Origin of the sequence: Bartonella sp. MM73XJBT.G (genome assembly GCF_028618435.1) — a bacterium.
Classification (GTDB): Bacteria; Pseudomonadota; Alphaproteobacteria; order Rhizobiales; family Rhizobiaceae; genus Bartonella.
In genome coordinates this window covers 38,833-53,136 of record NZ_JAQISW010000014.1, presented here as the reverse complement: position 1 = coordinate 53,136, position 14,304 = coordinate 38,833, and the positions used below count along the sequence as shown (strand labels likewise).

11 protein-coding genes and 4 pseudogenes are annotated in these 14,304 nt (G+C 35.9%); 9 read left to right on the top strand and 6 right to left on the bottom strand.

The genetic code is table 11. From position 1 onward, the window contains the following. Both PVV59_RS07600 and PVV59_RS07595 read right to left on the bottom strand, forming a co-directional pair. Positions 1-74 (bottom strand): annotated as a pseudogene (locus PVV59_RS07600) (DNA-binding protein); the annotation flags it as partial. Between the two features lie 209 nt (positions 75-283). After that, a complete protein-coding gene (locus tag PVV59_RS07595; protein WP_273755538.1) occupies positions 284-1,450 on the bottom strand; it encodes a site-specific integrase in 1,167 nt (388 codons plus the stop codon). Between the two features lie 150 nt (positions 1,451-1,600). On the opposite strand from PVV59_RS07595, the gene PVV59_RS07590 reads away from it, so the two are divergent. From PVV59_RS07590 to PVV59_RS09885, 7 genes and pseudogenes are all read left to right on the top strand, one after another. Then, on the top strand, positions 1,601-2,284 hold the full coding sequence (locus PVV59_RS07590; RefSeq protein ID WP_273755540.1) for a DNA adenine methylase: 684 nt from the start codon (positions 1,601-1,603) through the stop codon (positions 2,282-2,284). A gap of 482 nt (positions 2,285-2,766) precedes the next feature. After that, the gene (locus PVV59_RS07585) at positions 2,767-2,985 is read left to right on the top strand and encodes a TA system antitoxin ParD family protein (protein WP_005773872.1); all 219 of its coding nucleotides are present in this window, start codon (positions 2,767-2,769) and stop codon (positions 2,983-2,985) included. Positions 2,986-2,989: 4 nt separating this feature from the next. Next, complete coding sequence (locus PVV59_RS07580; protein ID WP_273755537.1) at positions 2,990-3,262, top strand: type II toxin-antitoxin system RelE/ParE family toxin; 273 nt, start codon at positions 2,990-2,992, stop codon at positions 3,260-3,262. A gap of 753 nt (positions 3,263-4,015) precedes the next feature. After that, positions 4,016-4,879 (top strand): carboxymuconolactone decarboxylase family protein, encoded by an 864-nt coding sequence (locus PVV59_RS07575; protein WP_273755536.1) that lies wholly within the window; start codon positions 4,016-4,018, stop codon positions 4,877-4,879. A gap of 11 nt (positions 4,880-4,890) precedes the next feature. Further along, on the top strand, positions 4,891-5,823 hold the full coding sequence (locus PVV59_RS07570; RefSeq protein ID WP_012231667.1) for a DMT family transporter: 933 nt from the start codon (positions 4,891-4,893) through the stop codon (positions 5,821-5,823). 13 nt (positions 5,824-5,836) lie between these two features. Then, a pseudogene (locus PVV59_RS07565) lies at positions 5,837-5,914 on the top strand (Killer protein); the annotation flags it as partial. An 18-nt stretch (positions 5,915-5,932) separates the two neighbouring features. Continuing rightward, a pseudogene (locus PVV59_RS09885) lies at positions 5,933-6,037 on the top strand (transcriptional regulator); the annotation flags it as partial. A gap of 1,053 nt (positions 6,038-7,090) precedes the next feature. On the opposite strand, the pseudogene PVV59_RS07560 reads toward PVV59_RS09885, so the two are convergent. From PVV59_RS07560 to hutH, 4 genes and pseudogenes are all read right to left on the bottom strand, one after another. After that, positions 7,091-7,327 (bottom strand): annotated as a pseudogene (locus PVV59_RS07560) (type ISP restriction/modification enzyme); the annotation flags it as partial. Positions 7,328-8,020: 693 nt separating this feature from the next. Further along, positions 8,021-9,397 carry an amino acid permease gene (locus PVV59_RS07555; RefSeq protein WP_273755534.1) on the bottom strand — a complete coding sequence of 459 codons (1,377 nt, stop codon included), beginning with the start codon at positions 9,395-9,397 and terminating at the stop codon, positions 8,021-8,023. A 438-nt stretch (positions 9,398-9,835) separates the two neighbouring features. Continuing rightward, positions 9,836-10,195, bottom strand: coding sequence for a hypothetical protein (locus PVV59_RS07550; RefSeq protein ID WP_273755533.1), 360 nt, complete (start codon positions 10,193-10,195; stop codon positions 9,836-9,838). 222 nt (positions 10,196-10,417) lie between these two features. Continuing rightward, positions 10,418-11,956 carry a histidine ammonia-lyase gene (gene hutH, locus PVV59_RS07545; RefSeq protein WP_273755532.1) on the bottom strand — a complete coding sequence of 513 codons (1,539 nt, stop codon included), beginning with the start codon at positions 11,954-11,956 and terminating at the stop codon, positions 10,418-10,420. 761 nt (positions 11,957-12,717) lie between these two features. Between hutH and PVV59_RS07540 the strand changes: the two genes are divergently transcribed. Continuing rightward, positions 12,718-13,344, top strand: coding sequence for a LemA family protein (locus PVV59_RS07540; protein ID WP_273755531.1), 627 nt, complete (start codon positions 12,718-12,720; stop codon positions 13,342-13,344). Beyond that, positions 13,344-14,198, top strand: a complete 855-nt coding sequence (locus tag PVV59_RS07535; protein WP_273755530.1) for a YgcG family protein — start codon at positions 13,344-13,346, stop codon at positions 14,196-14,198. The genes PVV59_RS07540 and PVV59_RS07535 overlap by 1 nt, the downstream gene beginning before the upstream one ends. Positions 14,199-14,304: the final 106 nt, after the last annotated feature.

The following is a 14,304-nucleotide window of genomic DNA, read 5'->3' as shown; positions in this document are numbered from 1 at the left end:
CGGAATGTTGAAACACTCATATGAAGCAATTTTGCACTTTCACGGTCTGTTAAAAGAATATCGTTTTCTGTCATTATAATTTCCTTTCAAGAGTAAAAAATGGGAACAAATCATAAGTATTTATTAAGCACATTTTGGAATCACTGGAAAGGTATTTAGTCTATAAAAAACAGTGTTTTATTATACATTTTCTGATGTGATAATTTATGAGTCTCATTGAGAAAGAATGAGAGAAGAGAGAGATAAAGTTATCCACAGATCATGGGGTATTACACCCCATATCTTAAGATTGACCTGTAACGTAAGCCGCCCATTTATCCATATAGACACGACGCTGTTCTAAATAATCAGTACGACGATAGGAGCGCTCTACTTGCCCCCCGACTACATGCCCCAGAATAGTTTCAGCGACCTCATAGGGGGCATCGGTTGTTTCAGCAAGCCAATTGCGTAAACTAGAACGAAATCCATGGGGGCAGGCTTTTAATCCAGTCTGTTGCATGTATTGTGACATACAATTTGCAGCAAGGGGACCCCGACCTGTTGCAGAAAAAAAGAAATCGTTACGAGAAAGTAAACGCGCTTGTTTTAAAATGTCTAATGCTTCAGATGATAGAGGCACACGAAATTCTTTTGTGGTATCCCGTTTTCCTTTCATATTTTCAGCAGGAATAGTCCATATATCCCCCTCAACTTGATTTTTATGAATATGACACAAAGGATTTGTACAAACGCCTGTCAGAATAAGCAAACGCAAAGCCAGTTGTGTTAGGGTTGATGCTTCGCAAAGTGTTTTATAAAAAGCCGGTACATCTTTCCAAACCATTGCTGGTCTATTAGTGACCTTATGACGTTGTTTTCCTAAAAGAGCCCGGGCTTTTTCTGTTGCTTGTAAATCAACATCCAATCCTAGTGCCGCCGCATGTTTAAGACAAAGATTGAGACGCATCAATGCTGTCCGAGCAGCTCCAGCTTTTGTATGCCAAATAGGGGCAAGGGTATCGCGTATCTCTGTTTGCGTAATTTCTGAAACGGGTAAACAACCTAATTTAGGGAGAATATGAAGGCGTAAAGGTAAAAACCAAATTCCATCTTTCCCATCCCCTTTTAATTCAGCTTTACGGCTTTCAAAAGCATCTAGTGCAATATCTTTTAAATAATGGAGATTGCTTATTGCTTCACGCTTTTGTTTATCGCGTTCTTTAATGGGGTCACGCCCCTCACGTAAAACAGAACGCCATCCTGTTGCCAATTCACGGGCTTGTTTTAAAGAGACATCTCTTAAAGTCCCCAAGCCCATTTCGCGACGACGCCCGTGAATGGTATAACGGTAAATCCATTGAGCACCCCCATCTTTACGCTTATGAAGAAGCAAGCCGGCACCATCATTATATTTACCAGCCCCCAATGTTGCGACAGACCTTGCATTAAGACGGTTCATAAGAGCCATTTTTTAATCCTTTCTTATACAAATTTTATCCACACATTCATCCCGCTTTTGATATGCAAGGGAATGATTTTGATTGATTCAACATACACAGATTTGAAATGAGAGAAGCTTGCGTTATTCGAGGGTCTAATTCAATATGAATAACGCTAGATTATCATTATAAATCAATATGTTGTATCTTTAAGGAGAAAATTAGTTTCTTTATATGAAGTGATCAATGATCGTTCAGGTGATGTGGTGAATTTTTTTCGGGTGTTGCAACGCCATTATTACCCTTTCATGGATCTGTTGGAGTTCCAGGTGAGTAGCCGTGAGGCGTTTGAACGGTTACGCACCCAAGATCTCAAGACCCTGACAGATTTAGAGCGAGCATTGCGGTTTTTATATCTGCAGCGGTTGAGTTTTGGTGGCAAAGTGGCAAAACAGACGTTTGGAGTTGATCCACACCGTGGTGCACGGTTTAATAGTCTCAAACTTGAAGCCTCCTTAAAGCTTATTTACCGTCGTTTAGCAGGTGTGACCATTGAACATTTAGATTGGTTTGAGTTTATTAGGCGCTATGATCGTCCCAACATCTTGTTTTACCTTGATCCGCCTTATTGGGGTGTTGAGGATTACTATGGCAAGGATTTGTTTAAGCGAGAGGATTATCAGAGGATGTCCACACTGCTTGCACAATTAAAGGGAAAGTTTCTTCTGTCACTCAATGATGTGCCGGAGATTCGCAAAAGCTTTAGCCCATTTAAGATAAAAGAGGTCACCATATCTTATACATGCAGTTCAAATAATCCAATTCCAGCTCAAGAGCTCATCATCTCAAATTGCGACTTTTAGCAAAGGAGAAAAAGCTGCCTTAAAGGGTCTTTAAATGATCTTTGAAAGGTCTTTGAAGACCCTTTGAAAACCCCTTTAATTTTTTAAAAAAGACGTGAATTTTAAAAATGAATTGCTGCAAAACCTGCTGACAAGCTACATACAAGACATATAGAATCAATAATTTATAGCACGACAAAAGTGCTGTGGCGGAGGGAATGCTATATTTATATAAAATCAATAGATTATATAGAAGTTCGGGAATTTTGATTCCGTTGATTCTTTTAACTTATTTTCTGCCTATCCCGAACCTTTTTAGAGCTTATTCTCGATCATTTAGTTCTAAATTTATCTTTTATTTTCTCTTCTTTCAGATATTAAGAAAGATGGCTGTGAGAGAAGGAATTGTGTTAGAGATCTGCTAAGGTTATTGTGTTTCAAAGGTTGCTTTTTAACACCTTTTGAACTATATTACCACCTTATTGTAAGGTAGGAGTATAGTCATGGCTACAACTGTTAAACTGTCTGATGATCTCATTAATGAGGCTAAGCGTTACGCGTCTGTTTATAGCCGCTCGGTTCCTAAGCAAATTGAATATTGGTCGCGTATGGGCAAAATAGCCGAAGAAAATCCAGATCTCTCCTTTCAATTTATTCAAGCAATCTTACTTGGACAACAAGAAAATGCAGATGGCGATGTAACAGCATTCGAATTTGGCTGAATCTATGCAAGTTTTACAAATCCATTCATTTAAAAAAACTGTCAAAAAACTGCATGCCAACCAAAAACAAGATCTAGACCAAGCTGTTCGCGTCATTATGAAAACGCCCACCATTGGTCAAGCCAAAACAGGTGATCTTTCTGGTGTTTTTGTCTATAAATTTAAAATGGCCAAGCAATTGACGCTGCTTGCTTACAGCTATGAAGATCACACGATTACTTTGACCTTGTTAGCACTTGGCTCTCATGAAAATTTTTACCGAGATCTTAAAGCATAATATATTTTACAACTTGATAGAGGCACACAGCATTAATTTTACTAAAGTTCTCCAGTGCTAAAGGTATTAAACCAAAATTTATAGACATGATCAAGCTATATTGGGCACCTAATTGCGGCATAATATTTTTAGCTAAACCGATTGGAGGACTTTGCAGCAAAGGAGTACTGCACTCATCTGCTATTACATACCTCTAACTTGAGTTAAAAACAAAGCTCTTCCGTACACCCCAACAAATGACTTTGTCATGATAGAACTTTACTAGATTAGAGGTAAGTCAGTAGCATCTGTTATAAATTTAACGCTTCGCACTTTCCTCGGTAAATTCAAGCCGCAAAATACTAAATACAACTAAGTCCTATAGCTCAATGCGCACATAATCATGCATGGTGTTTCTACGCTCAACAAGTTACACCTCAGTTCTCTTGCGCAAATACGAATAAGAAGGGTTTAATTTGCTAATTTTAGCTCAGTCTTAAGTACAACGTCTGGAAAGGCTACACGTGCCTGCTGCATCAACGTAATATTAATGCCATAGAAAAATCCCTTACTATCTGCTATAGCTTCATAAGGATTGCCTATAATGTAAAATAAATTTACAAAATGATTGACTAGGATATTAAAGCACGATAACGATTCATGCAATGCAAATCCGCAAGAGGAGATAAGGTATTGCATTTTAATTGAAGGTTTAGTTTTTAAGGAAAGTAAAAGCCTTATCCAACTAAGGCTCCGTGGGGAGGGGGCCATTACATGCAAGAACAAACATTTGTAAATTATAAGAAAAATGCTTATGAATTGGGCATGGAGCGTTTACGCTCTATGGAATTGGTCGAGACCCCTTCAATTCTTGAAGAAATGGCCGATGTTGCCCCTGATCTCGCAAAATTCATCATTTCTTTTGTGTATGGAGAAATTTATGAGCGACCTCACTTAACAAGCCGTATTCGGCAGCTTGCCACCGTTGCCATCTTTGCAACTCTCGGTAATGCAAGACGGCAACTCAAATTCCACCTTACCAGTGCTCTTAATATTGGGTGTAGTCCTGCTGAGCTGATTGAAGTAATGATACAGTTGGCACTTTATGCAGGGTTTCCAGCAGCCTTAAATAGTGTTTTTGCTGCAAAAGAGGTCTTTGATGAAAAGCAACTAGACTTCATATCTAGTTGCGGCTCGCCATTAGTATGCGAGGATCGCTACGAATCTGGACTGAAGGCACTAGAACATATTGATGGCCCCGATGGACAAATGATTATTAAGACACTGGGTAGCATTGCTCCAGACTTAGCTCGTTTTGTTGTTGAGTTTGGGTTTGGTGATATCTACACACGGCCTATCCTCAACTTCTTTGAACGGGAAATTATAACGGTGGCAGCGTTAGGAACGTTAGGAACTGCGATTCCACAGCTGAAGCTGCATATACAGGGTCTGCTTAATGTAGGTGGCACGCCCGAACAGGTGATTGAATTAGCAATTCACATTGCTTCTTATGCAGGCTTTCCTGCAGCGATTAATGTCGTTGAAATTGCTTCCGCGGTCAACTTTATTCTTTCCTCATCTAATACCGCACAAATTTCTTCTATACGTCTCGATGCTCCACTTTGGTATCAAGTATAAGGATCTATCCAATGAAAATCACGCCCAGAATAGCTCTTGTCTTAACCCTCGTAGGAACCTTTTTTTGGGGTTCCAATTTCCAAGCCACTAAGATAGCTTTAACGACTGTTTCTCCATGGACGGCTTCTTTTGAGCGGTTTCTCATTGCCGTAATCGCCATATTTTTAATTATGATTTTCAAAGAAGGCTTGCGGTGGCATGTTTTATCGCAAAATTTTATTTCTTATATTTTCCTAGGAATTATCGGTGTGGCAGGGTTTAATGGCGCTTTATTTGTTGGCTTGCAAACGTCAAATCCCATAACAGCCTCCCTCATCATGGCGACAACCCCTATTAGTGCTAATATTATTGAAGCTATCATGAATAAATCTTTCCCAACCTGTGAGAGGGTTATAGGGATGCTCATTAGCATGTTCGGGGTCTATTTAGTCATAACAAATGGGAGATTTTTGTCTAACCATGTTTCCTTTGCCAAAGGAGATATTATGATTCTTTTAGGTTCCATTGGTTGGGCGTTCTATACCGTGGGCACGCGGTCATTTGTCAAGAACGCAACCCCGCTTGAAACAACAAGCTGGACGATGCTCTCTGGCACCGTCGCCCTTGGCGTCCTAACCTTTTTATTCGAATCCCCTCTTCAAGAAACCATGTCTATGTCCGGCGCTAGTTTATTCGCACTCCTTTGGATAGGGGTTGCAGGATCAGTTTTAGCCTACCTATTTTGGAATATTGGAATAGCGATCCGAGGTCCGGGTAAGACGGCGATATTTTTCAATTTTGTACCTATTTCAGCTTTATTGGTGCAAATCCTGTTCGGCTTCATCCCTCAAATCATGCAAATCATAGGCGTTTTTGTTACGATTTTTGGAGTTCTAATCGGACAAGGCTATATATTCAGCTTACTAGGATCTAGAAAAGCCGTTCCCAATGCGCATAAAGAGTAATATACTTTTTAAGATGAATGGAAATTGGCGTGTTATTTTTCGCTTTATCGGAACAGATGTGGAGCTTGTTGATTATCAAGATTACCATTGATGAAAGGAATGAAAACAAATGACGCATAACCCCGCCCATTCTAGTGAAGTTCTAAAAGTAGCTTTTTTAGAAGAAATGGGGATAACAATACAAAAATTAGCGTATCGTCTTCATATAACAAAATACGTATTTATTGTCAAATAATATTTTATCTTTTTTTGTATTTTTTAAATACGTTGTGTATTGATAATATCTTATGATTATGAATTGCTTCTTTTATATTTATATGCGTTTAAAGCTATATTATGGGCTTTATGAAACGATTGCGTTATGTTTTGAATCTATACATCTATAATATTTAAAAAGGCTCTCATTATGCGTATTTTAAACTTTATAACCTATCAGTTTTTTTACTAAATGAATTTAAATTTTTTTGTGAATTTTGTTTATAATACATTTAAAATTTAATAGCCTCTTATAGGTGCTCTCTTTATAATCAATGCGTTCATTTACAGTTTAGTTATTTGAAGCTGCTGTTTTTACGCATTTTCTATAGCTGTTATATGCTTTATAGCCATGGCATCATTTTTCATTTTCATAAGAGAAACGATAAGTAGGATAATTGTAATTTATAGACTGTTATGAAAACATCTAAAGAGAGATTGATAATTATAGAGATCAGTAAAATTCCTTTTAATAGGCTTTTGTCAGTGATGTCAGTTTTGTCAGTTCTTTTTAGACCCTCTATTATTTTTTTTGAATGGTGAAAATAAAAATCAATATATTTCAATATGTTAATCTTTTAAATAAACAACCTATATTAAATACAATCCGTAAATACAATCTATAATATATATAAAAAGGGGTTTTGTAGGGGGGGTGGGGGTTTTAAGAACCTACAAAACCTATAAGTAATATAAGAAAAATGAATATACATAACTCTCTTTAAACAAAGCTTTTGAAAAGGATAAAGTTATCATTTTAGATTACGGTATAACCTCTTAAAGGCAATGTAAAAAAATCTAATTCTATTTAAGAGTGGGTTTCTTAAAAGTCTTAAAGCAATCCAAATAAGAGTATCTAAAAGTGCAAGTTTCTTCTTTTTAGAATAACGCATGATAAATTATCCTTTTAAAGATTGTACGTAAGCAATGTATAAAGGGGGTATAGAACCTATAGGTATAAGACCTTTTACCCCTTATAAGGTTAATATACCCATTATGTGGCATACCAAGTCTATTCAGTTTCTCTAATTTCCAATTTTGGTAGTTTTTTTACGATTTTCATGGTTTCTAAACTTACGGTAATAACCCTTTGAAACAACTCTAGAGGGTAGGCAGGGTTGCCAATGGTTTCAACGGCATAACGATTGGCATCATTCACAATGCCACTCTTTTTATCAGTCTTTACACATTGACGCCCCATAACCCATTCAAGAGCGGGTCTACCATTGACAATATACTCATAAGCTTCTGAAGCGGGTCTTGCGTCAAATAGGCAATGACAAACTTTTCAAAAGCAGCTTGCTTTTCTTGCTCTGTTATCTGCTATTTTCTACCAGCGTCAATTCTTTTTGAAAAAATGATAATAAAAATTAAAAATTCCTCCTCTTTACCCCATAATAATCGCAATATACTTTTAGAATGTGTACTCTTCTTTACAAGGGAATGCATAAAAATTTCACCTTCGCTTCTAAAAAGTTAGCGATTTTTTTTAATAACAAAACTTAAAAACTCAATTTTTTAAAAAGCTTATAAAATAATTTATTTGGCTTAATTGAGTATCGATAAAAAACATAAATCAAAATATAGAAACAATTCTTACAATAACGTCTCTTATGAAAGAGCACTTAACTTAATCAGTTTAGAAAAAAATATTTTCTTATAGCCTTGTATCTAGTAAAATCTCTTCACATTTTTGGGCATTTTAATTATAAAATCATTTTAACGTGAAGTACTTATATTGCGGGGCAGCTTACCACCAAAAAATATCTGATACTTATATGATGGAGTTATTATCATAGGTAATGGCTAAAAAAATATTCCAAAGAAAAATGCTAACGAGCAGATTATTTTCAATCTAGATTGTCCCAACCTTTGGAGGGAAACGATTAAATACCCGTTCTTCTAAAGACATCAACTATTTCTTTTTAGTTTAATCTTTATTTTATTGCAGTTTCTTCTGCTCAAAATTATAAAGTTTAAGGCTATAAAAACAAATAATAAGCCAAGCAATCCAACTAATACCGACAATTAAAACTGGTCGCGTCTCATCGAAGTACCATAAGAGAATAAAAATAAAAGCCATAAATAAAATAGAAAAAATTGATCCTATTGGCCAAAGTGGAATGGGAAAGCTTAACCCCTTCTGTGTTTCTTTAGGCATCTTAATTCGCATAAAAATTTGCGAAAGTAGAATCATCATCCAAACGAAAACCGTCGCAAATGTTGCCATTGATGCAATAAGAAAAAAAAGCTTTTCATGATAAAAATAATTAAGAACAGCACCAAGAAGAAAAATAGCAAAGACCATCAAAATAACAAAAACTGGTATGCCATTTTTTGATAAATATTGGAACTTCTTTAAAGCATAACCTTCCTGCGATAAACCATGGACCATACGACAAGCACCATACATTCCGCTATTCATTGCCGAAATAGCCGCTGTAACAACAACAATATTTAAAATATTTGCTGCATATGAAATCCCAAGATTTTCAAAAATAGACACAAAAGGACTATCCATAAGACCAATCTCATTCCAAGGATAAAGAGACATTAAAATAGCTAACGTCATAACATAAAAAAGTAAAATACGAACTGGAGTGGAATTAATTGCCTTTGAAATCGTTTGATGAGGGTTTTGAACTTCCATGACTGCCATGCCAATGATTTCTATGCCACCAAAAGCAAAAACAACAACACTAAAACAAGCTAAAAAACCAAACCAACCATTAGGAAAAATACCTCCATTCTTCCATAAATTATGAACAGTAACAGTGGAAGAATCTGTACCTTCACCCCATCCCCCAAAAATAATTGCTATTCCTAAAATAATCATCGCAATGATAGCAATAACTTTAATAGAAGACAGCCAAAACTCTAGTTCACCATAGACTTCTACAGCAGCTAAATTAATACCCGTGATGATGAATGTAATACTCAGTGCCCATACCCAAGGAGCAACATCAGGATACCAGAAACCCATATAAGTCGCAAAAGCTGTAATATCAGCCAAACCCACAAGAATCATCTCAAACACATATGTCCATCCGGTTAAAAAACCTGCTAATGGCGATATGTAATTTGCCGCATAACGAGCAAAAGAACCAGGCAATGGATTATAAAGGATCATCTCTCCTAAAGCCCGCATAACCATAAAAATAGCTAAACCAGCAATACAATAGGCAATCAAAACACTGGGACCCGCAAGCTTAATTGCTTGGGCTGACCCATAAAAAAGACCTGTTCCAATAGCAGAGCCAAGAGCTAAAAAAATAACTTGACGTTTACTCATCCCCCTCTTCAGTTCATTTATTGCCATTTCTTTCCTTTTTTATTGAAATGCTGATAAAATACACAACAATAACGGCTTTATGATAAATAAAGCTCCATGTTTCTTTCACAAATATATTTCAAAAACATCGAAGACCAGCCAGCTCAACACTTTGCTCTAAACAATGAAAAAATACTTTTATAGCGAATTATTCAGCTTTTATAGCTTGCAATTTCGTTAAATAAAGTGATAATGAATTTTTTTATAATTGTCATTTAATTCATTTCGTATTCTAGAGTTTTTTACAAAGAAAATTAGCTTTAATGTAGTGTAAACTTTTAGACTTCTATTTCAGTGCACTGAAATAGAAGTCTAAAAATTCATAACAAGAGCATTAACTATGCGTACAATTAATTTTTTTGTTACTTTTAGAAAAATTTCTTTTGGTCCATAAAACAAACCTTTTGCACCAATTAATGAACTCAATCAGTGATAAAGCGAAACTCGCCAATTTTTAAAAGTATGAGAAAGTGCATCCACAGCCCATCCTCTAAGGGCTCCAACAACTTTAACAACAAGTTTTCCGATAAAAAAATATACGGTAAAAATAGCATCTTTGACTGTTTGTCCAATAATAGCTCTCTCCTTTCCTCTAGGAGTTTTCCCTGAGATATTAATAAAACCTTTGTTTTTTGCCGAAACGAGAGGCTCTTTCTCTTGAGCAGCCATCATAACAAAAGTTTTCTCTGAAAAGCTACCTCTCCTAAAACTTGCATGAACCTCAAGAGTTTGTGAAAAACAAAAAAGTATTGTTGTTAAAATACATAATCTAGCATTTTTAAACATTTACTTCTCCTTTTTTAATTAAAATACAAAAAATGAACTATAAAACTCATAAAGTATTAACAAACAAGAAGAATATAAAATAAAATATCTAGTTGGTTACAAGTAGCAGATATATACATAATTAATTAAATAATTTAAATATAGTATTGATCTTCTATATTTTTACATGAGGAAGTTTCAAAATTCAATATCTAGCCTTCCTCATTCGCCTTAAAACAAATATTATTGAAAACTTAAGGAAGGAAAAATTGTTTCTGGTAAAACAGATAATAAGCGCCCTTCACGTACAAGTACATGTGCTTGATGAAGATCTGGAGCCAGATAGCGATCTTCCTTAAGAGAAGCAATATTTTTGCGTAAAAATCCCATAACAGACTGTAAAAGAGTACTTGTTTTTAAAGGTGCACGATATTCAATTCCTTGTGCTGCAATAAGCGTTTCAATGCCAATAATTGTAAAAAGGTTTTCGCTCATTACCAATAACCGACGAGCACCATGGCAAGCCATTGAAACATGATCTTCTTGATTAGCTGAAGTTGGTGTTGAATCAACGCAAGCAGGATGAGCCATTTGCTTATTTTCAGACATTAAAGCTGCTGCTGTTACTTCAGCGATCATGAAACCTGAATTTAGTCCAGCATTGTGCGCTAAAAAAGCCGGCAGACCATAAGAAACTGCTGGATCAACCATCAGAGCAATACGCCGTTGAGAAATAGATCCTATTTCACACAAAGCAAGAGCAATTTGATCAGCAGCAAACGCTACAGGCTCAGCATGAAAATTCCCACCGGATACAACCTCACCATTTCTTAAAATCAACGGATTATCTGTAACAGCATTTGCTTCAATAATCAGTGTTTTTGCTGCTGCTTGCAAAATATCAAAACATGCCCCCATAACCTGTGGCTGACAACGTATACAATAAGGATCTTGTACACGCTCATCACCCCGTAAATGTGCTGCACGAATTTCTGAATCCTCTACAAGCTTTTCTAATGTTTTTGATACGGCAATCTGCCCATAATGGCCTCGTAAAATATGGATATCAGGATGAAATGGTGCTGTTGATCCCATGGTAGCATCTGTCGTTAAAGCCCCAGCCAACAATCCACCACACAATGCCCGATAAGCTCGAAAAAGGCCGGCAAGTGCAAGTGCTGTTGATGTTTGAGTCCCATTAATAAGAGCTAGACCTTCCTTTGCCTCTAAAATAATAGGAGACAACCCTGCTTTTTCTAACGCAACCGCTCCACTCATACGAACATTCTGAAAAAACGCTTCTCCTTCTCCCATCATAACAGCCGCCATATGAGCAAGTGGCGCAAGATCACCTGAAGCGCCAACTGATCCTTTTTCTGGGATGACAGGAATAACACCCTTTACAAGCATATTTTCCAGCAAATTGACTAACTCTAAACGAACTCCTGAAGCCCCTCTTCCCAAAGAGATCAGCTTTAAGCTCATCATCAAACGCACGATATTTTCAGAAAGAGGATCTCCTACCCCACAACAATGAGACAAAATAAGATTTCTCTGCAACACAGTGACTTTATCTGCATCAATTTTAATGGAAGCCAACTTCCCAAAACCAGTATTAATACCATATACAGGCTCACTTCCTGCAACAATTTCAGCAATGCGCTGCGCTCCTTTCTCGATAGCTAAATGCGTATCATGATGAAGCTTAGTGATTGCACCATCAAAATAAATAGCTTCAAGTTCGCTAAGTGCTACCTCACCCGGGTTTAGTATAATCGTCATAATTTTCTTTCTTTTTTAATTAAAGTACACCCCTTAACATTATTGATCCTTCTATAAAACCTATAAAATAAAAAAATATAATCACTCTTTAAATGAAAATACTTTTTTAAAAGTCATTTCTTAGGATAAAAATGCATAATATTGGTGCTATTCCTTAACATCTTAACAATTTCCTCTCATCAATGCCTACATCCATGATGGACAAATGCTTTTTATTCTTAAAAGGAAAAAAACATGAACTTCAATAAAGTAAGGGGAAATGAGGACGATAGCGATCATAATCATCAGCTAATCCATTAAATCTTTTACTTTGCAGTTAAACGTTTTTCAATGTAGCATTTTTCCCCTTTTTCATAATTGTTGATATCTATAATCTAAAAACCTTTTTATCCAATAGGTTAAGCACGACTTCTAAAGAAGGAAAAAATGGGAACTTCCTCTTCTTTTTATAAACTTGATACCTATATTCTTCTTTTTCCCAATTGTTATTTGCTACGTTCTGAAACAGAAAAAATCCTACGGAAATAATATAATCTTATAATCTTTTATAAGAATAATTGATAGGAATAGTGTTGATCTTTCACAAGATAACATCTATATTCTCATTAGTGTTTTTATATCAAAAAGTCACTTAAAGCACGCTGAAAGCGCACAGAGATGTCGATCTATTAATAATAATATAGCTATTTATAAACTTAAAAATACTTTCCACAAGTGAGATAAACCCTATATGATACTAAAATATCTATGGAGACATCTTTATGTTAAATGTACAAACTTCTTCAATATTTAAAATATTAAAACAATTTTCAATTGTTATTTTTTTGGCAGGGTTAATACCATTTTTAAGTGGTTGCGGATTTAATACGATACCAACAAATGAAGAAAAAGCACACGCAGCATGGAGTGAAGTGCTTAATCAATATCAACGCCGTACAGATCTCATCCCCAATCTTGTAGAAACAGTTAAAGCTTACGCAGCCCATGAACAAAGCGTTTTCACAAATGTCATTGAAGCACGTGCCAAAGCAACACAAGTCAACATTAATGCAGATATGTTGAATAATCCGGAAATTATGCAGCAATATCTCAAAAATCAAGCAAATTTATCAAGTGCACTTTCGCGGCTTATGGCAGTTGTTGAAAACTATCCGGATCTTAAAGCAAACCAGAACTTTCTTGCTCTTCAATCACAACTAGAAGGAACTGAAAACCGTATCTCCGTTGCGCGCCGCGATTATATCGAAACAGTTCGTGCCTACAATACAGCACTCAAAACAATGCCGACAATGATTTGGGCAAAATTATGGTTTCGTGATGCTAAACCGATACCAACTTTTACCATCGATACGGATAGCCAAAAAACTCCAAAGGTTAATTTTAATTAATGAAATCATTTCAACACACTATAAAACGTCGTTTTTTTCAACGTTTATGGATTCCTTTGAGCATTCTATACTTAATCATTGCATGGGGGAATGTCTCTTACGCATATACTAAGTTTCCTCCCTTAACCGGCTATATCAACGATATAGCTCATTTACTTGACCATGCAACAAAGAGAAATTTAACGGAAAAACTTGCTACACTCGAAGAGAAAACAGGAGATCAAATTGTTCTTGTAACGCTCCCTACTCTTTCGGGCAATGATATAGAAACTTACAGCAATTCTCTTTTTCGTACATGGAAGTTAGGCCAAAAAAAAATCAATAACGGCGTATTAATCGTCATTGCACCCAATGAACGTGAAGCACGTATTGAAGTGGGCTATGGTCTGGAGGGGGAACTAACAGATGCTATTTCCTCTGTCATCATTAATAGCTTCATGATTCCTAATTTTCGTGAAGGAAATTATCAAAAAGGAATTGTTGAATCTGTTCATGCAATTATCAAAGTGATCACACAAAGTGATGCTGATTTTTCTTATCGAATCAAACAAAAAGCTAAAGCTGTTGAAGAACAACGTAAACAAACCGCAAAAGAAGAAATGATTATAAATACAATCATGTTTTTCATTCTTTTTATAGCAATGGGTTTACCCATTCTTGCCATGATTTTTGGTCAGAAAGTAGGTCCACAAAAGTATCTTTGGATGGGTATTGTTTTCACACCTTGGTTTTTAAACTTAAATACGAGGGGTAGAGACTCTGGTGGAATATTTGGTGGACATTCATCAGGAAGAGGAGGATTCAGAGGTGGTGGTGGATCATCAGGTGGTGGTGGTGCAACAGGAAGATGGTAAAAGAAACATAACACTTTTTAAAATAAAATTCATTGCATTTCTCATAAAATGTCTCTTAATCTTACGTTTTTGTTATTTTTCTAATACAATACAAACTCAAACATTA

Coding starts and splice junctions, on each gene's coding strand:
- PVV59_RS07595 (WP_273755538.1), bottom strand. CDS start 1,450: ATGGCTCTTATGAACCGTCTTAATGCAAGGTCTGTCGCAACATTGGGG.
- PVV59_RS07585 (WP_005773872.1), top strand. CDS start 2,767: ATGGCTACAACTGTTAAACTGTCTGATGATCTCATTAATGAGGCTAAG.
- PVV59_RS07580 (WP_273755537.1), top strand. CDS start 2,990: ATGCAAGTTTTACAAATCCATTCATTTAAAAAAACTGTCAAAAAACTG.
- PVV59_RS07575 (WP_273755536.1), top strand. CDS start 4,016: ATGCAAGAACAAACATTTGTAAATTATAAGAAAAATGCTTATGAATTG.
- PVV59_RS07570 (WP_012231667.1), top strand. CDS start 4,891: ATGAAAATCACGCCCAGAATAGCTCTTGTCTTAACCCTCGTAGGAACC.
- PVV59_RS07555 (WP_273755534.1), bottom strand. CDS start 9,397: ATGGCAATAAATGAACTGAAGAGGGGGATGAGTAAACGTCAAGTTATT.
- PVV59_RS07550 (WP_273755533.1), bottom strand. CDS start 10,195: ATGTTTAAAAATGCTAGATTATGTATTTTAACAACAATACTTTTTTGT.
- hutH (WP_273755532.1), bottom strand. CDS start 11,956: ATGACGATTATACTAAACCCGGGTGAGGTAGCACTTAGCGAACTTGAA.
- PVV59_RS07540 (WP_273755531.1), top strand. CDS start 12,718: ATGTTAAATGTACAAACTTCTTCAATATTTAAAATATTAAAACAATTT.
- PVV59_RS07535 (WP_273755530.1), top strand. CDS start 13,344: ATGAAATCATTTCAACACACTATAAAACGTCGTTTTTTTCAACGTTTA.